Origin of the sequence: Pseudomonas sp. SW-3, from assembly GCF_016615645.1 — a bacterium.
Lineage (GTDB): Bacteria > Pseudomonadota > Gammaproteobacteria > Pseudomonadales > Pseudomonadaceae > Aquipseudomonas > Aquipseudomonas mandelii.
This window is the reverse complement of the sequence record NZ_CP067098.1, coordinates 4,513,265-4,530,127: the sequence shown is the minus strand read 5'-3', so window position 1 is coordinate 4,530,127 and position 16,863 is coordinate 4,513,265. Positions and strand designations below refer to the sequence as shown.

13 protein-coding genes are annotated in these 16,863 nt (G+C 59.9%); 7 read left to right on the top strand and 6 right to left on the bottom strand.

Features of this window, described 5'->3' with window-relative positions; genetic code table 11:
- Positions 1-45: 45 nt before the first annotated feature.
- Positions 46-1,581: an NCS1 family nucleobase:cation symporter-1 gene (locus JIO00_RS20255; protein ID WP_077748186.1), complete on the bottom strand. Its 1,536-nt coding sequence runs from the start codon at positions 1,579-1,581 to the stop codon at positions 46-48.
- Positions 1,582-2,317: 736 nt separating this feature from the next.
- Between JIO00_RS20255 and JIO00_RS20250 the strand changes: the two genes are divergently transcribed.
- Complete coding sequence (locus JIO00_RS20250; protein WP_042932411.1) at positions 2,318-3,265, top strand: IS110 family transposase; 948 nt, start codon at positions 2,318-2,320, stop codon at positions 3,263-3,265.
- Between the two features lie 53 nt (positions 3,266-3,318).
- Here JIO00_RS20250 and JIO00_RS20245 read toward each other — a convergent pair whose 3' ends face one another.
- Positions 3,319-4,059, bottom strand: coding sequence for a phosphoadenylyl-sulfate reductase (locus tag JIO00_RS20245; RefSeq protein ID WP_010456562.1), 741 nt, complete (start codon positions 4,057-4,059; stop codon positions 3,319-3,321).
- A gap of 172 nt (positions 4,060-4,231) precedes the next feature.
- On the opposite strand from JIO00_RS20245, the gene thrH reads away from it, so the two are divergent.
- Positions 4,232-4,849, top strand: a complete 618-nt coding sequence (gene thrH / locus JIO00_RS20240; RefSeq protein ID WP_010456561.1) for a bifunctional phosphoserine phosphatase/homoserine phosphotransferase ThrH — start codon at positions 4,232-4,234, stop codon at positions 4,847-4,849.
- A gap of 49 nt (positions 4,850-4,898) precedes the next feature.
- Here the strand turns inward: thrH and pabB are convergent, their stop codons facing one another.
- From pabB to rloA, 4 genes are all read right to left on the bottom strand, one after another.
- Positions 4,899-6,236 (bottom strand): aminodeoxychorismate synthase component I, encoded by a 1,338-nt coding sequence (pabB, locus tag JIO00_RS20235; protein ID WP_010456559.1) that lies wholly within the window; start codon positions 6,234-6,236, stop codon positions 4,899-4,901.
- 239 nt (positions 6,237-6,475) lie between these two features.
- Entirely contained in the window at positions 6,476-7,462 is a 987-nt protein-coding gene (locus JIO00_RS20230) for an alpha-L-glutamate ligase-like protein (RefSeq protein ID WP_200666717.1), read from the bottom strand.
- Complete coding sequence (gene rloB, locus JIO00_RS20225) at positions 7,462-8,997, bottom strand: osmotic stress tolerance membrane protein RloB (protein ID WP_077748188.1); 1,536 nt, start codon at positions 8,995-8,997, stop codon at positions 7,462-7,464. Before rloB ends, JIO00_RS20230 begins: the two co-directional genes overlap by 1 nt.
- 5 nt (positions 8,998-9,002) lie before the next feature.
- A complete protein-coding gene (gene rloA, locus JIO00_RS20220; RefSeq protein WP_010456553.1) occupies positions 9,003-9,539 on the bottom strand; it encodes a retropepsin-like aspartic peptidase RloA in 537 nt (178 codons plus the stop codon).
- Between the two features lie 299 nt (positions 9,540-9,838).
- Here rloA and JIO00_RS20215 point away from each other — a divergent pair, with 299 nt between their 5' ends.
- The 5 genes from JIO00_RS20215 to prpF all read left to right on the top strand — a co-directional run bounded on the left by JIO00_RS20215 (position 9,839) and on the right by prpF (position 16,775).
- The gene (locus JIO00_RS20215; RefSeq protein ID WP_077748189.1) at positions 9,839-10,561 is read left to right on the top strand and encodes a GntR family transcriptional regulator; all 723 of its coding nucleotides are present in this window, start codon (positions 9,839-9,841) and stop codon (positions 10,559-10,561) included.
- The gene (prpB, locus tag JIO00_RS20210) at positions 10,558-11,448 is read left to right on the top strand and encodes a methylisocitrate lyase (protein ID WP_010456549.1); all 891 of its coding nucleotides are present in this window, start codon (positions 10,558-10,560) and stop codon (positions 11,446-11,448) included. Before JIO00_RS20215 ends, prpB begins: the two co-directional genes overlap by 4 nt.
- A 153-nt stretch (positions 11,449-11,601) precedes the next feature.
- Positions 11,602-12,729, top strand: coding sequence for a bifunctional 2-methylcitrate synthase/citrate synthase (gene prpC / locus JIO00_RS20205; protein WP_077748190.1), 1,128 nt, complete (start codon positions 11,602-11,604; stop codon positions 12,727-12,729).
- Between the two features lie 203 nt (positions 12,730-12,932).
- The gene (gene acnD / locus JIO00_RS20200; protein WP_010456544.1) at positions 12,933-15,530 is read left to right on the top strand and encodes a Fe/S-dependent 2-methylisocitrate dehydratase AcnD; all 2,598 of its coding nucleotides are present in this window, start codon (positions 12,933-12,935) and stop codon (positions 15,528-15,530) included.
- Between the two features lie 54 nt (positions 15,531-15,584).
- Complete coding sequence (prpF, locus tag JIO00_RS20195; RefSeq protein ID WP_010456542.1) at positions 15,585-16,775, top strand: 2-methylaconitate cis-trans isomerase PrpF; 1,191 nt, start codon at positions 15,585-15,587, stop codon at positions 16,773-16,775.
- Positions 16,776-16,863: the final 88 nt, after the last annotated feature.

The following is a 16,863-nucleotide window of genomic DNA, read 5'->3' as shown; positions in this document are numbered from 1 at the left end:
TTGCAGGGCGGTTCTGCGGCCCGGCGCTGGCGGGCCGCGAGTGGATTAGTGGCAGACGTTGTCGACTGCGATGCTTTCACCGCTGACGTCGGCGTAATGGGGCTGTCGCTTGGCGATGATCAGGTAGAGCATTGCGCCAATCCCGGCGCCGATCAGCCACGAGAACGGTGAAACGAGGTGGAAGCCCGGCACCAGTGCCAGGACGATGGCAATCAATGCGGCAGGAATGAACGCCGCTACGGCGCGTAAATTGACTCCACGGCTGTAGTAATAAGCGCCGTTGGGGTCTTCGCTGTACAACTGCGGCACGTTGACCTGGCCTTTTCGTACAAGCCAGTAGTCGACCATGATCACGCCGTACAACGGGCCTAGCAGGGCGCCGAGGCCGGACAGGAAATACACGATCACCAGTGGGCTGTTGTAGAGATTCCACGGCAGGATCAGCACCGCGATGGTTGCGCTGATCAGCCCGGCGCGGCGGAAGGTCAGGTATTTAGGCGCCAGGTTACTGAGCACGAACGCCGGGGCGACGAAGTTGGCCATGATGTTCACCGCTACGGTGACGATCAGGAACGCCAGGCAGCCGAGCACCAGGAAGAAGGTGTTGGGGATCGAGGCGATGATTTCAGTCGGGCTTTCGATGATCCGGCCATTGATCTGAAATTGCGCACCACAAAGCAGGACGGTGATGGCCGCGAACACCAGAATATTCACCGGCAAGCCCCAGAAATTTCCGACCTTGATGGTTTTGCGGCACGGCGATGAACGGGCGAAGTCGCAGAAGTTGAGGATCAACGTCCCGTAGATCGCCAGCCACAATGCGCCGCCGGCAAAAATATTGCGCCACATCTCGCCACCGGTCAGCGGCTCGCGGATCGACCACGCGATGGTTGCGTCGGCTTGGGTGTACATCCAGGCGGCGAGCGCGGCGACGGTCAGCAGAATCACCGGCCCGGCGAACGCTTCATAGCGCCGTACCATTTCCATGCCGTAGGCGAGGATGCCCAGTTGCACCAGCCAGATCGCCACGAAACATACCCAGCCCAGGCTCGACAGACCAAGGATCGAGTTGTGGTCGTAGTCGGCGAAGCCGGGATGCACCGCCGTCAGCAACACGCGAAACACTACGGACGCCAGGTACGTCTGAATGCCGAACCAGGCGATGGCGATAATGGCGCGGATCAACGCAGGAATTTGCGCCCCGTGGATACCGAAACTGATCCGGCTGATGACAGGAAACGGCACGCCGGTCTTTTGCCCCATGTAGCCGGAAAGGTTCATGAAGCCATACACCAGCGCCGCGCCGATCCCCAGGGACAACAGAATCTGCCAGCCACCCAGACCCAGCGCATACAGGCCAATGGCGAAGGAATAGTTGGCGATGTTGTGAACGTCGTTGGTCCACAGGGCGAAGATGCTGTAGCGGCCCCAGCGTCGGCCTTCGGCCTTGGTCGGCGCCAGGTCCTTGTTGTGCAGGCGCGGGCTGAGCACCACGGGTTCTTGAACAGTTTGATCTTGAGCGGTGGGTGGAAAGGAGGGCAGATCCAGCGCGATGTTGTTATTGGAGAGGCTAGTACGCATTCCGGCAGGCTCCGAGCTTGGCGTCGCGATGACTGTGCATGAGCGTGAGCTCGACAAATCTTCGTCGCGGGCAAAAGCATCATTGGTTACGGGGCATCTGCAGCCTGTACGGGATAGGGCGCTTCAGGCTTGCGGATCTAAGTGTGTGTATGTTTTGAGTTGATTGTATACAAAACATGTATGCACTTAAGCCAGATCCATGCCAGCTACCGATCTATAAAAATAGGTTCTCATTTCGTTTTGTTGATGAATCACGATAAGTGACTGAAAAAAAGGCGATATAAATTGACCGGTTGAACAGGTATTTATTTTTCGTCGGAGGAGGTGGGAAAACTCGACTGGGGAAGTCAGGAAAAGAGGGTGTAACTTTTTGGGGCGCAGAAAACAAAAGTGCACACATAAATGGCACCTATGGTGACATTCGTGTGTACACATCTATAAAACAGAACACTAAGCCTGTGGGAGTGAGACCGGCTTGCCGGGGCATTCAACAGTATCGTTGACTGTTACACCGCTATCGCGAGCAGGCTCGCTTGTATGGTAGGACTTGAAGGGAGGAGGAGGGACAAGGCTCGATTCTGACTGTTGACGCAGTACAGACTGTGGGAGATTTCGCCCCTCCTCCTTTCACCCAAGCGCCGATAAAGAATGCATCTGGCTAGACCGACGATAGGAACAAGCCTGCGCCTCTGAGTGAGCCCTTCAAGTGCTCAAACCTTATCTCGGAGGAAATCCTATGGCAATGCCGGTCTCTCTATCAAAACCGATCGTGGGCGTGGATGTCGCCAAGAATGAACTGGTGATTTATCAGGCTGATAACGATTTGCTTAAAGAGATTCCCAACACTAAAACATCCATCAAGCAGTGGCTGAATACGTTGCCGGGGACGGTGGCTATTGCCATTGAGGCGACCAACATCTATCACCTGGACTTTGCTGATCTGGCCTATGAGGCCGGATGTGCGATTTACATGGTGGGAGGCTATGAACTCAAACATTATCGCGAAGGCGTGAAAATCCGCGCCAAAACCGACGCGCTGGACGCCAAGTTGCTGGCCCGTTACCTGAAGAACGAAGCCGAGGAGTTGCGCCCCTGGACCCCTCCATCACCGCTGTACCGCCAGCTCCTGAGCCTCTTCCGCCGCCGGGCTGCCTTGGTCCAGGCTAGGGTTGGCCTGGTGCAGAGTTGGTCGAATGAGCCGCTGCTGAAAGCGGCTTTTGCAGAACAAGTGAAGTCCATGCAGCAGCTTGAAACGCTGATCGAAAAGACGATCAACGATCAGCTCAAAGAAGCCGGTTTACTCGGTCAACTGAAACGTTGCCTGAAAGTTGAAGGCATTGGATTTTTGACTGGGGCTCGCTTGATAACTGCATTTCAGCGCGGGGATTTTAGAAACGCGGATGCGTTTATCGCCTTCCTGGGCATGGATTTACGGGTGTCTAAATCAGGACAGAAGGACGGTCGCCGCAGTTTGACCAAGCGCGGTGACCCCGAGGCCCGCCGGCTTCTGCACAATGCAGCGATGTCGGCTAGCCGTACGAAAGCCTGGAAAGGGTTTTACGAAGCCCAAAGAGCCCGGGGCTTCAGCACTACTGAGGCGCTGGTGATGCTGGCTCGCAAGCTTGCGCGGGTGGCATTCGCTTTGCTGAAAGGGCAAAGCGAATATCAGTCAAAAGTCAGTTGAGGGTTTCCCCTCAACCATAGAACCTCCCACAGGGGAATTCACCCGGCTCGGGCTCAGGCCTTGGACTTGCTGATGATATTCCCCGCATGCAGCCCGCATTCTTTCTGCGTCGCTTCTTCCCACCACCAACGGCCTTCACGTTCATGCTGGTTCGGCAGCACCGGGCGGGTGCAGGGTTCGCAGCCAATGCTGATGAAGCCGCGTTCGTGCAGGCTGTTGTACGGCAGTTCGAGCATGCGGATGTAACCCCAGATCTCTTCGCTGGTCATCTGCGCCAGCGGGTTGAATTTGTAGAGGGTGCGTTCCGGGGTGGAAAACGCGGTGTCGATTTCCATCACCGCGACGGCGCTGCGGGTACCCGGGCTCTGGTCCCGACGCTGGCCGGTGGCCCAGGCGCTCACGCCCGACAGTTTGCGACGCAGCGGTTCGATCTTGCGGATGCCGCAGCACTCGCCATGGCCGTCCTTGTAGAAACTGAACAGGCCTTTTTCCTTCACGAACGGCTCCAGTTTCGTGTAGTCCGGGGACACCAGCTCAATGTCGATCTTGTAGTGCTCGCGCACCTGATCGATGAAGCGGTAGGTCTCCGGGTGCAAGCGGCCGGTGTCGAGGCTGAACACTTTGACGTTCTTGTTCAGCTTCCAGGCCATGTCCACGAGCACCACGTCTTCGGCGCCGCTGAAAGATATCCACAGGTCATCGCCAAACTCGGCAAACGCGAGTTTCAGGATGTCCTGGGCGGATTTGTTGGCATAGGTCGTGGCGAGTTCCACAACATCGAACGATGGGCTCATCAGGGCGGCTTCCTACAGGTCGGTGGCGCTGGGCGCTCTATATGGGGCTGATGGTAACAAAATCCTGCGGCGGCGGGCGCGCCCTGTGCGTTGCGCGGGGCAGCCTGAGTCGCTAGAGTTCGGCAGTCTTTTACTCGCTCGACTCAATAATCAATACAAATGGGAGTGTCTTGTGGAAATTGCCTGTCTGGATCTCGAAGGTGTGCTGGTCCCGGAAATCTGGATCGCGTTCGCTGAAAAAACCGGTATTGAATCCCTGAGGGCGACCACCCGGGACATTCCCGACTACGACGTGCTGATGAAGCAGCGCCTGCGGATTCTCGACGAGCACGGCTTGAAGCTCACTGACATCCAGGAAGTGATCGCCACGCTGAAGCCGCTGGACGGCGCCATCGAGTTCGTCAACTGGCTGCGTGAGCGGTTCCAGGTGGTGATTCTGTCGGACACGTTCTACGAGTTTTCCCAGCCGCTGATGCGTCAACTGGGCTTCCCGACCTTGCTGTGCCATCGCTTGATCACCGACGATTCGGGACGGGTGACGAGCTATCAGTTGCGTCAGAAAGATCCGAAGCGGCAGTCGGTTCTGTCGTTCAAGAGTCTTTACTATCGGGTCATTGCGGCAGGGGATTCCTACAACGACACCACCATGCTGGGTGAGGCGGATGCGGGGATTCTGTTTCATGCGCCGGATAATGTGATTCGCGAGTTTCCGCAGTTCCCGGCGGTGCATACCTTTGAGGACTTGAAGCAGGAGTTCATCAAGGCTTCGAATCGGGCCCTAAGTCTGTAAACACAGCCTGTGGCGAGGGAGCAAGCTCCCTCGCCACAAAAGCCCGGAATCAAAGGTTTTGCAGGGTGTCGAGCAGAACCTTCACCTTGGTAATCGATTCCTGATACTCCGCCTGCCATTCCGAGTCCGCGACAATCCCGCCACCGCCCCAGCAGCACACTTGCCCATCCTTGACCAGCAAGCTGCGAATGGCGATGGAGCTGTCCATCTCGCCGCGCACGTCCAGGTACAGCAACGAGCCGCAGTACAACCCACGTCGGGTCGGCTCCAGCTCGTCGATGATCTGCATGGCACGAATCTTCGGCGCACCGGTAATCGATCCGCCCGGAAAACTGCCAGCGATCAGATCCAGCGCATCCCGGTCATCCGCCAGTTCGCCGGTCACGCTGCTCACCAGGTGATGCACATTCGGATAGCTTTCCAGACTGAACAACTCCGGCACCCGCACCGAGCCGATGCGGCAAGTGCGACCGAGGTCGTTGCGCAGCAGGTCGACGATCATCAGGTTCTCGGCACGGTCCTTGGGACTGGCCAGCAGTTCGGCAGCGTTCGCGGCGTCTTCGGCAGCCGTCAGGCCACGCGGACGGGTGCCTTTGATCGGGCGGGTTTCCACATGACGTTCACTGACTTTGACGAAGCGCTCAGGCGACAGACTCAACACCGCGCCGCCGTCGGGCAGGCTCTGGAAACCGGAAAACGGTGTCGGGCACGCGGCCCGCAGCGCGACATACGCGGCCCACGGATCACCCGCACATTGCGCACGAAAGCGCTGGGCGAAGTTCACCTGATAACAATCGCCCGCCTGGATGTACTGCTGAATGCGCTCAAGTGCGTGGCGATACTCGTCAGCGCTCAGGTCGGCCTTCATCGGGGCTTTCAAACTGAACGGCTCGATCGGCTCAATCGCAGGCTGACTGAACAAGGCGATCAAGCGCTGGCGCTCGCTGTCGATCAGTGTCGGGTGGAACACCAGTTGACTGGTAGCCAACTGGTGATCGCTGATCAATGCCCAGTCGTACAGCCCGAAACGCGCATCCGGCAATTGCAGGTCGTCCTGCGCCTGGCTCGGCAGGTGTTCAAGATGCCGTCCGAAGTCATAACTCAGATAACCGATCAACCCGCCGGCGAATGGCAGTTCATCGGAGACTGCCGCTTCACCCAGTCGTGCCAGATGGTCGCGAAGGCGTTGCAGGAAATCGCTGCCACTTTCGTCAGGCAATACTGCTATTTGCTGCAGCGGCCAGGCGCTGAGCAGGTCATAACGCCCGCGATCAGCGGTGGGCCGGCCGCTGTCGAGCAGCACGGCACCGGGGGCATGACGAATCGCCGCGAAGTACTCGGCGGGGTTGGCGCGATAGGGCAGCGGGTGTACGGAACAGGTCAACATGGGCGGGGCAGATCAGCCATCGAGGCGGGGGTGGGATTGTAGTCCTCTGCAGGATTTGCTCCTAGAGGGGATGTCGGGGATTGGCAGATTGGGGACAGGGTTGCGAGGTTTGGTGACTGTTAGTCAGTCTTCGCGGGCAAGCCTCGCTCCTACGGGTTTGTGCCGTTCGCCGAGAATGTGAACGACGCTAGATCTGTAGGAGCGAGGCTTGCCCGCGAAGGCAGCGACTCGGTTTCGGATCAGCCTTCGACGGCAGGAATATGCCCAAACATCTCCTGAACAAACTCGACCCGCTCCTGAACCGACTCAACAACCCCGCGCGCTTTCAGCTCTTCCAGCCGCGCTTCAACCGCATGGGTGCGCAGCGTCAGGCCGCAATCGTTGGCAATCTGGATGTTCAACCCGGGCCGGGCATTGAGCTCAAGAATCAGCGGGCCTTTTTCCTGGTCGAGCACCATGTCGACACCGATGTAGCCCAGCCCGCACAGCTCATAACAGCCGGCAGCGAGTTTCATGAAACCGTCCCAGTAGGGCAGTTGCACGCCGTCCACCGCGTTGGTGGTGTCCGGATGTTTGGTGATGATGTTGTTCAGCCAGGTGCCGCGCAGCGTCTGCCCGGTTGCGAGGTCGACGCCGACGCCGATAGCGCCCTGGTGCAGGTTGGCCTTGCCGCCGGACTGGCGCGTCGGCAGGCGCAACATCGCCATCACCGGATAGCCCATCAACACGATGATGCGAATGTCCGGGACGCCTTCGTAGCTGATGCTTTTGAAGATCTGGTCCGGGATCACGCGGTATTCGATCAGTGCGCGGTCACGGTGACCGCCCAGGGAATACAGGCCGGTGAGGATGCTGGAGACATGGTGCTCGATCTCCTCATGACTGATGATCTTGCCGGACACCGTGCGATAGCGGCCCTCGAAACGGTCGGCAACCACAATGATGCCGTCGCCGCCCGCGCCCTGGGCCGGTTTGATCACGAAGTCGGTGCGCTCGCCGATGATCTTGTCGAGGTTATCGATTTCCTTCTCGGTGGAGATCACGCCGTACAGTTCCGGCACATGAATACCGGCGGCGATCGCGCGTTCCTTGGTGATGATCTTGTCATCGACAATCGGGTACAGGCTGCGCTTGTTGTACTTGAGCACGTAGTCCGCGTTACGCCGATTGATCCCCATGATGCCCCGGGCTTCCAGGGCCTTCCAGGTCTTCCAGAAGCCGAACATCAAGAGTCAGCCTTCTTGAGGAAAGCCTTGAAGCGCACCAGTTCAGTCAGGCGGTAACCGCGATAACGCCCCATCGCCAGCATGAAACCCACCAGGATCAGCAGGATCGCCGGGAAGGTGAACACGAAGTACACCAGCTCCGGCACGCTCATGATCAGGTGCGCCAGGGAGGCGGCAAACAGCGTACCGATCGCCACTTTCATCGCATGCCCGGAACCGCGTTCTTCCCAGGTAATCGACAGGCGTTCGATGGTCATGGTCAGAATCACCATCGGGAACAGCGCCACCGACAGCCCGCGTTCCAGGCCGAGTTTATGGCTGAACAGGCTGATCGCCGCGATCAGCACCACCACGAAGGTCAGCACCACCGACAGCCTCGGCAGCATCTGCAACTTCAAGTGTTCAAGGTAGGAGCGCAGTGACAGCCCGAGCGCCGTGATGACCGTAAACAGAACGATGCCGAAGCCAAGCTGGGTTTCGCGGAAGGCGAGGGCGATCAGCACCGGGGTAAAGGTACCGAGGGTCTGCAGGCCGATCAGGTTGCGCAGGATCAGGATCACCAGCACGCCGATCGGGATCATCACCATGATCATGAAGGTCTGCTGGGTTTGCAGGGGCAAACCGTACAGCGAGTATTCGAGGAAGTTGGCGTCGGTGTTTTCGTCGGTCAGCTTGGCCAGTCGAATCGCGTTCATTTCGCTGTTGTTCAGGCTGAACGTCACGTTGGCTTTCTTGCCGCCATCGACGGTGATCAGGTTTTCGTCGCCGGTCCACCACAGCAGGCGGTCGGACGGCAGGCCTTGTTCGCCGGTTTCCGGGTTGAAGTACAGCCAGTCGGTGCCGTTGAAGCTGCGCAGCCAGAGTTCCGGCGTTTGCGGCTGATCGGCCACCAGACGGATGGTGTGGACCTTTTCTACCGGCACGTGGGCGATGGACAGGACCAGCTCGACGATTTTCGCCTTGTGCCCGGGGGAAGGATCGCCGCCCAGCAACAGCTTCACGTTGTCATCGTTGAGATTGTTGACACGCTTGATGGCTTCGCCGATGAAGGTTTCGACGTCGGCCGAGTGTTGGCGGATCGGCGCGAGCAGGGCTTCGGCGGCGATTTTTTCCGCACCTTCGACGGCGATGCTGTCGCGGAAGGTCGGGCCCTTGACCTTGGATTTTTCGCCGGTGTAGCGCTTGGTCAGCACCAGGCGGTAATAAAGGGTCTGGTTGCCCTTGGCCCGGCGCGCCGACCAGGTCACCTTGCGGTTGCCGTCGACACGGTTTACGGCCACGCCGTAGTTATTGGAAATGAAACTCTCGTTGAGGCTGACGTAGTCGCGGCTCAGCGGCGGCACGAACATCTGGATCTTGACCGGGTCTTTGGCACTGGCGACGAACTCGACCTTGGCGTCGATATTCCACAAGTCGTCGGTGGCGTCCTCGGTCACGGGAATGCCGAGCACGAAAATCTGATAGGCCGTAACTGAAATGCCCAGCACCACCAGGATGGCGATCAGCAGTTTCAGATGGAGGGTAAGAGCGCGCATTGGAATTACTCTGCGGTATGTGCGTCGGTGGCGCAGGCGGGTTTGCCAGCAGCGTATTTAAGACTGGGGTCGACCAGCGCGTCGAAGCGTTTCAGCGCTTCGGAGCCGATCAAGAGCGGGTATTGGAAGGCGCTACGGTCGGTTAGGTTCACTTCGATACTGCGTAAAGCCGAACCCATGCAGATATCCAGCTCGATCACCGGACGGGCGGTGTACTTCTTGCCCTCTTCCGGGTCGTAGTCGCCCGCACGACGCTTGATCTTGCTGACGCGGGCCAGTGGCCGTTCGATGGGGTGCGAATGCGCTGCGTCGATGGCCAGATAGAAGCGCACCCAGGACTCGCCATTGCGTTTGAAACGTTTGATGTCGCGGGCACTCAGGGACGCTGTTTTCGCCCCGGTGTCGAGTTTGGCGGCGACTTCCAGGTTGATGCCGTCCAGGGAAGCATACTCGTTGAGGCCGTACACGGTCTTTTCCCCCGCCACGGCGAAACCGGGCAGGCAAAGAAGATAAAGGAATGTCGGGAGGGGCTTGAGTCTCATAAATCCTGGTGCGCAGCGGTCCGTACTTCAATTCAAGGCCCTGGCATCGCTGCGCAAGCTCCCTCGTATGCCTATCAACTATTTATGACAAGCCGTGCAGATGTCACAGACAAATGCGGGCGGCATTCTAGCACGGTGGGTTTATGGCGCCAGCGCTGGCGGGGGGCTATAAACAGAAGGGCTGCTTTGTTGTGGTGCAGTCGGTTATTAGACGATTGTCGACAATACCTATTTATCCTTTGACTGTTGCGGCTGTTTTCGCTAGTTTTTGCGGCATTGGCTTTCAAGGTGTCGACAATATGCTGGATCAACTCGATCCCCCGGTGGTTACGCAAGACGAGTCGGAGACGCTTTCCGAAAACGTCTTCCGCCGCATTCAGGCGGCCATCGTCAAAGGCGAGATCGCCCCGGGCAGCAAGATCTCCGAGCCGGAGCTGGCGCGCACCTATGGCATCAGCCGCGGGCCGTTGCGCGAGGCGATCCATCGACTGGAAGGCCAGCGCCTGCTGGTCCGCGTACCGCACGTCGGGGCGCGGGTGGTTTCGCTGAGCCATGCCGAGCTGCTGGAGCTCTACGAGATTCGCGAATCCCTCGAAGGCATGGCCTGTCGGCTGGCGGCCGAACGCATGACCGGCGAAGAAATCGACGAACTGCGCCGTGTCCTCGAAACCCACGAGCGCGATGAGGCGTTTCAGGCCGGCGTTGGCTATTACCAGCAGGAAGGCGACTTCGATTTCCACTACCGGATCATCCAGGGCAGCGGCAACCGCACCCTGACGCAGATGCTGTGCGGCGAGCTCTACCAACTGGTGCGCATGTACCGCATCCAGTTTTCCACCACGCCCAATCGCCCGCACCAGGCCTTTGCCGAGCACCACCGAATTCTCGACGCCATCGCCGACCGTGACGGTGAGCTAGCCGAGTTGTTGATGCGCCGTCACATCGGCGCCTCCAAACGCAATATCGCCCGTCACTACCAGGACGGCGCTAACCAGACAGCCACTGAACGAGGTGAGTCATGAGTTCCAACAAGAGCACTCCAGGCCAGCGTTTCCGCGATGCGGTCGCCAGCGAACATCCGCTGCAAGTGGTCGGCGCGATCAACGCCAACCACGCGCTGCTGGCCAAGCGCGCCGGTTTCAAGGCCATTTACCTGTCGGGTGGCGGGGTGGCTGCCGGCTCCCTCGGCGTGCCGGACCTGGGCATCACCGGCCTGGATGACGTGCTGACCGACGTGCGTCGCATTACCGACGTGTGCGACCTGCCGCTGCTGGTGGACGTGGACACCGGTTTCGGTTCCTCGGCGTTCAACGTCGCGCGCACCGTCAAGTCGATGATCAAGTTCGGCGCGGCGGCGATCCATATTGAAGACCAGGTCGGCGCCAAGCGCTGCGGTCACCGTCCGAATAAAGAGATCGTGTCGCTGCAGGAAATGGTCGACCGGATCAAGGCCGCCGTCGATGCGCGCACCGATGACAGCTTCGTGATCATGGCTCGCACCGACGCCCTGGCAGTGGAAGGTCTGGAATCCGCGCTGGATCGCGCCGCCGCCTGCATCGAAGCCGGCGCCGACATGATCTTCCCGGAAGCCATTACCGAACTGGACATGTACAAGCTGTTCGCCAACCGCGTGAAAGCGCCGATCCTGGCTAACATCACCGAATTCGGCGCGACGCCGCTGTACACCACCGAGCAACTCGCCGCTGCCGATGTGTCGCTGGTGCTGTACCCGCTGTCCGCTTTCCGCGCGATGAACAAGGCGGCGGAAAACGTCTACACCGCAATCCGTCGCGACGGCACGCAACAGAACGTGATCGACACCATGCAGACCCGCATGGAGCTTTACGATCGCATCGACTACCACACCTTCGAGCAGAAGCTCGATGCGTTGTTTGCCGCGAAGAAGTAACGAAAGCCCTGTAGGAGCGAAGCTTGCTCTGGGCGGCGATCCGACGAAGACGCACTGACATTCAACATTAATGTCGTCTGATACAGCGCTTTCGCGAGCAAGCATCGCTCCTACAAGTTTCCCTGACAAATTCAAGAAAAACTGGAGACAGCAATGGCCGAAGCAAAAGTACTCAGTGGCGCCGGGCTCCGTGGCCAGGTTGCCGGGCAAACCGCTCTGTCCACCGTGGGCCAATCGGGCGCCGGCCTGACCTATCGCGGCTACGACGTTCGCGAACTGGCGGCCGACGCGCAATTCGAAGAAGTGGCTTATCTGCTGCTTTACGGTGAATTGCCGACCAAGGCACAACTCGCCGCTTACATCAGCAAACTGGGCAAGCTGCGCGACCTGCCGCAAGCGCTCAAAGAAGTGCTGGAACGCATTCCTGCCGACGCCCACCCGATGGACGTGATGCGCACCGGTTGCTCGTTCCTGGGCAACATCGAGCCGGAGAAAGACTTCTCCGAGCAACACGACGTGACCGACCGCCTGCTCGCCGCGTTCCCGGCGATCATGTGCTACTGGTATCGCTTCAGCCATGACGGCAAGCGCATCAGCTGCGTGAGCGACGAACAATCCATCGGCGGCCACTTCCTACACTTGCTGCACGGCAAGAAACCGAGCGATTTGCACGTCAAGGTGATGAACGTTTCGCTGATCCTCTACGCGGAACACGAGTTCAACGCCTCGACCTTCACCGCACGGGTGTGCGCCTCGACGCTGTCGGACATGTATTCCTGCGTCACCGCAGCCATCGGTTCGTTGCGCGGCCCTCTGCACGGCGGCGCCAACGAAGCGGCGATGGAAATGATCGAGCGCTTCTCGTCGCCTGAAGAGGCCGTCGAGGGCACCCTCGGCATGCTGGCGCGCAAGGACAAGATCATGGGCTTCGGCCACGCGATCTATAAAGACAACGATCCGCGTAACGAAGTGATCAAGGGCTGGTCGAAAAAACTCGCTGAAGAAGTGGGCGACACCGTGCTGTTCCCGGTTTCCGAAGCCATCGACGCGACCATGTGGGAACAGAAGAAACTGTTCCCGAACGCCGACTTCTACCATGCATCGACGTACCACTTCATGGGCATTCCGACCAAGTTGTTCACACCGATCTTCGTCTGCTCGCGCCTGACCGGCTGGGCGGCGCACGTGTTCGAACAGCGTGCCAACAACCGCATCATCCGCCCGAGCGCCGAGTATGTCGGCGTCGAACAGCGCAAGTTCGTGCCAATCGAACAACGCTGAATGGTGAAGGCCTGCACCGGGATCTGAACTCTACGCAGATCCCTGTAGGAGCGAGCCTGCTCGCGATGACGGACTGACATTCAAAATGGATGTCGACTGATTGACCGCTATCGCGAGCAGGCTCACTCCTACAGTGGATTGTGTGCATTTCAGGTGCTGTGCCAGGCCCCACCTTTTGAAACTACCGTGACCGAGTCCTGACGATGAACACTGAATTCCGTAAACCGCTGCCCGGCAGCCATCTGGATTACTTCGACGTCCGCGCGGCTGTCGAGGCCATCCAGCCTGGCGCCTACGACACTCTGCCGTACACCTCACGCGTGCTGGCGGAAAACCTGGTACGTCGCTGCGACCCGGCCACGCTCACCGAATCCCTGAAGCAATTCATCGAGCGCAAACGCGACCTCGACTTCCCGTGGTTCCCGGCTCGCGTGGTGTGCCACGACATCCTCGGCCAGACCGCGCTGGTCGACCTCGCCGGCCTGCGTGACGCCATCGCCCTGCAAGGTGGTGACCCGGCGCAAGTGAACCCGGTGGTGCCGACGCAGTTGATCGTCGACCACTCCCTGGCCGTCGAGCGCGGAGGCTTCGACCCGGAGGCGTTCGAGAAGAATCGCGCCATCGAAGACCGTCGCAACGAAGACCGTTTCCACTTCATCAACTGGACCAAAAAGGCCTTCAAGAACGTTGATGTGATTCCACCGGGCAACGGCATCATGCACCAGATCAACCTGGAGAAAATGTCTCCGGTGATCCAGGTACGTGACGGCGTGGCGTTCCCCGACACTTGCGTCGGCACCGACAGCCACACCCCGCACGTCGATGCACTGGGCGTGATCGCCATCGGTGTCGGTGGTCTGGAAGCCGAGAGCGTGATGCTCGGCCGTGCGTCGTGGATGCGTCTGCCGGAAAGCGTCGGCGTTGAACTGACCGGCAAGCTGCAACCGGGCATCACTGCCACTGACATGGTGCTGGCGTTGACCGAGTTCCTGCGCAAGCAAAAAGTGGTCGGCGCATGGCTGGAATTCTTCGGTGAAGGCGCCGCCGCGCTGACCCTCGGCGACCGCGCAACCATCTCCAACATGGCCCCGGAATACGGCGCCACGGCGGCGATGTTCTACATCGACCAGCAAACCATCGACTACCTCAAACTCACCGGCCGTGAAGACGAGCAGGTGCAGTTGGTCGAGAACTACGCCAAGCAAACCGGCCTGTGGGCTGACAGCCTGAAAGGCGCGCAATACGAGCGCGGCCTGACGTTCGACTTGTCCACCGTCGTGCGCAACATGGCCGGCCCGAGCAACCCGCACGCCCGCGTCGCCACCTCGGATCTCGCCGCCCAAGGCATCTCCGGTCAGTGGGACGACGTTCCTGGCCAGATGCCGGATGGCGCGGTGATCATCGCCGCCATCACCAGCTGCACCAACACCAGTAACCCGCGCAACGTGATTGCCGCCGGCCTGCTGGCGCGTAACGCCAACAAGCTCGGCCTGACCCGCAAGCCGTGGGTCAAATCGTCCCTGGCGCCGGGTTCGAAAACCGTGGCGCTGTACCTGGACGAAGCCGGCCTGACGACTGAGCTGGAGCAACTTGGTTTCGGCGTCGTGGCGTTCGCTTGCACCACGTGTAACGGCATGTCCGGTGCGCTGGATCCGGTGATCCAGCAAGAGATCATCGACCGCGACCTGTACGCCACCGCCGTGCTCTCCGGTAACCGCAACTTCGACGGCCGGATTCACCCGTACGCCAAGAACGCGTTCCTTGCTTCGCCGCCGTTGGTGGTTGCTTACGCCATCGCCGGCACCATCCGTTTCGACATCGAAAAAGATGTGCTGGGCCTGGACGCCGAAGGCAAGGAAATCCGCCTGAAAGACATCTGGCCGAGCGACGAAGAAATCGACGCCGTGGTCAAGGCGTCGGTCAAGCCGGAGCAGTTCCGTCAGGTCTACATTCCAATGTTCGCCATCCATGAAGACACCGGCCCGAAAGTCACGCCGCTGTACGACTGGCGCGAGATGAGCACTTACATCCGTCGTCCGCCGTACTGGGAAGGCGCGTTGGCCGGCGCACGTCCGCTCAAGGGCATGCGCCCATTGGCGGTGCTGCCGGATAACATCACCACCGATCACCTATCGCCGTCGAACGCGATCATGCTGGACAGCGCGGCGGGTGAATACCTGGCGAAAATGGGCTTGCCGGAAGAGGACTTCAACTCTTACGCGACTCACCGTGGCGACCACCTGACCGCGCAACGCGCCACCTTCGCCAACCCGAAACTGTTCAATGAAATGGTTCAGGAAAACGGCAAGGTCAAGCAGGGTTCTCTCGCTCGCGTCGAGCCGGAAGGCAAAGTGATGCGCATGTGGGAAGCCATCGAAACCTACATGGAGCGCAAGCAGCCGCTGATCATCATTGCCGGCGCCGATTACGGTCAGGGTTCGTCCCGCGACTGGGCGGCCAAGGGCGTGCGTCTGGCGGGTGTCGAGGCGATTGCCGCTGAAGGTTTCGAGCGCATCCACCGCACCAACCTGGTGGGCATGGGCGTGTTGCCCCTGGAGTTCAAGCCGGGCACCGACCGTCACACCCTGGCCATCGACGGCAGCGAAACCTACGACGTGATCGGTGAGCGCACGCCGCGTGCCGAACTGACGCTGGTGATCAACCGCAAGAACGGCGAACGCGTCGAAGTGCCGGTGACCTGCCGCCTCGACACCGCTGAAGAAGTGTCGATCTACGAGGCCGGCGGCGTGTTGCAGCGTTTCGCGCAGGACTTCCTCGAAGAATCGGCGGTTGCCGTTTAACACGATGAGTTCGGGCGGGACCCTGCGGTCCCGCTCGATCCTAAAAGGACCATCATGGCTCACGCACCTCAGATCAAAATCCCCGCCACCTACATGCGCGGCGGCACCAGCAAAGGCGTGTTTTTCAGCCTCAAAGACCTGCCCGAAGCGGCACAGATTCCCGGCCCGGCACGCGATGCCTTGTTGCTGCGCGTGATCGGCAGCCCCGACCCTTACGACAAGCAAATCGACGGTATGGGCGGCGCGACGTCCAGCACCAGCAAAACCGTGATCCTGTCGAAAAGCACCAAGGCTGATCACGACGTCGATTACCTGTTCGGTCAGGTCTCGATCGACAAGCCTTTCGTCGACTGGAGCGGCAATTGCGGCAACCTGTCGGCTGCGGTCGGTTCGTTCGCCATCAGCAATGGTTTGGTCGACGCCAGCCGCATTCCGCAGAACGGCATCGCCGTGGTGCGCGTATGGCAGGCCAACATCGGCAAGACCATCATCGCCCACGTGCCGATCACTAACGGTGAAGTGCAGGAAACCGGCGATTTCGAACTCGACGGCGTGACCTTTCCCGCCGCTGAAGTGCAGGTCGAATTCATGGACCCTGCCGCGGAAGAAGAGGGTGGCGGCGGTTCGATGTTCCCCACCGGCAATCTGGTGGATGACCTGGAAGTGCCCGGCGTCGGGACCTTCAAGGCAACCATGATCAATGCCGGCATCCCGACGATTTTCGTCAATGCCGAAGACATTGGCTACACCGGCACCGAGTTGCAGGGGGCGATCAATGGCGATCCGAAAGCGCTGCTGATGTTCGAGACGATCCGTGCTTATGGCGCGTTGCGCATGGGCTTGATCAAGGACCTGGACGAAGCGGCCAAGCGTCAGCACACGCCTAAGGTGGCCTTTGTGGCAAAGCCGGCGGACTACGTGTCGTCCAGCGGCAAAGCCATTGCGGCAGGGGATGTCGACCTGCTGGTACGTGCGTTGTCGATGGGTAAATTGCACCACGCGATGATGGGCACGGCGGCCGTTGCCATCGGCACGGCAGCGGCGATTACCGGCACCTTGGTCAACCTCGCGGCGGGTGGAATCGAACGCAATGCCGTGCGCTTCGGGCATCCGTCCGGCACCTTGCGGGTGGGTGCTGAAGCTAGCCTGGTGAACGGTGAATGGAAAGTGAACAAGGCCATCATGAGCCGCAGTGCGCGGGTGTTGATGGAAGGTTACGTCCGCGTGCCGGGTGATTCCTTCTAACAACATCTAACGCCTGTAGGAGCCAGGCTTGCCGGCGAAGGCGCCCTCAAGATCGCCTTCGCCGGCAAGCCTGGCTCCTACAGGTCCG

Bases quoted from the DNA above. Each gene is read 5' to 3' on its own strand.
- pabB (WP_010456559.1), bottom strand. From the start codon at position 6,236: ATGTTGACCTGTTCCGTACACCCGCTGCCCTATCGCGCCAACCCCGCC.
- JIO00_RS20255 (WP_077748186.1), bottom strand. From the start codon at position 1,581: ATGCGTACTAGCCTCTCCAATAACAACATCGCGCTGGATCTGCCCTCC.
- prpC (WP_077748190.1), top strand. From the start codon at position 11,602: ATGGCCGAAGCAAAAGTACTCAGTGGCGCCGGGCTCCGTGGCCAGGTT.
- prpF (WP_010456542.1), top strand. From the start codon at position 15,585: ATGGCTCACGCACCTCAGATCAAAATCCCCGCCACCTACATGCGCGGC.
- JIO00_RS20250 (WP_042932411.1), top strand. From the start codon at position 2,318: ATGGCAATGCCGGTCTCTCTATCAAAACCGATCGTGGGCGTGGATGTC.
- JIO00_RS20230 (WP_200666717.1), bottom strand. From the start codon at position 7,462: ATGTTCGGCTTCTGGAAGACCTGGAAGGCCCTGGAAGCCCGGGGCATC.
- prpB (WP_010456549.1), top strand. From the start codon at position 10,558: ATGAGTTCCAACAAGAGCACTCCAGGCCAGCGTTTCCGCGATGCGGTC.
- JIO00_RS20215 (WP_077748189.1), top strand. From the start codon at position 9,839: ATGCTGGATCAACTCGATCCCCCGGTGGTTACGCAAGACGAGTCGGAG.
- rloB (WP_077748188.1), bottom strand. From the start codon at position 8,997: ATGCGCGCTCTTACCCTCCATCTGAAACTGCTGATCGCCATCCTGGTG.
- JIO00_RS20245 (WP_010456562.1), bottom strand. From the start codon at position 4,059: ATGAGCCCATCGTTCGATGTTGTGGAACTCGCCACGACCTATGCCAAC.
- acnD (WP_010456544.1), top strand. From the start codon at position 12,933: ATGAACACTGAATTCCGTAAACCGCTGCCCGGCAGCCATCTGGATTAC.
- rloA (WP_010456553.1), bottom strand. From the start codon at position 9,539: ATGAGACTCAAGCCCCTCCCGACATTCCTTTATCTTCTTTGCCTGCCC.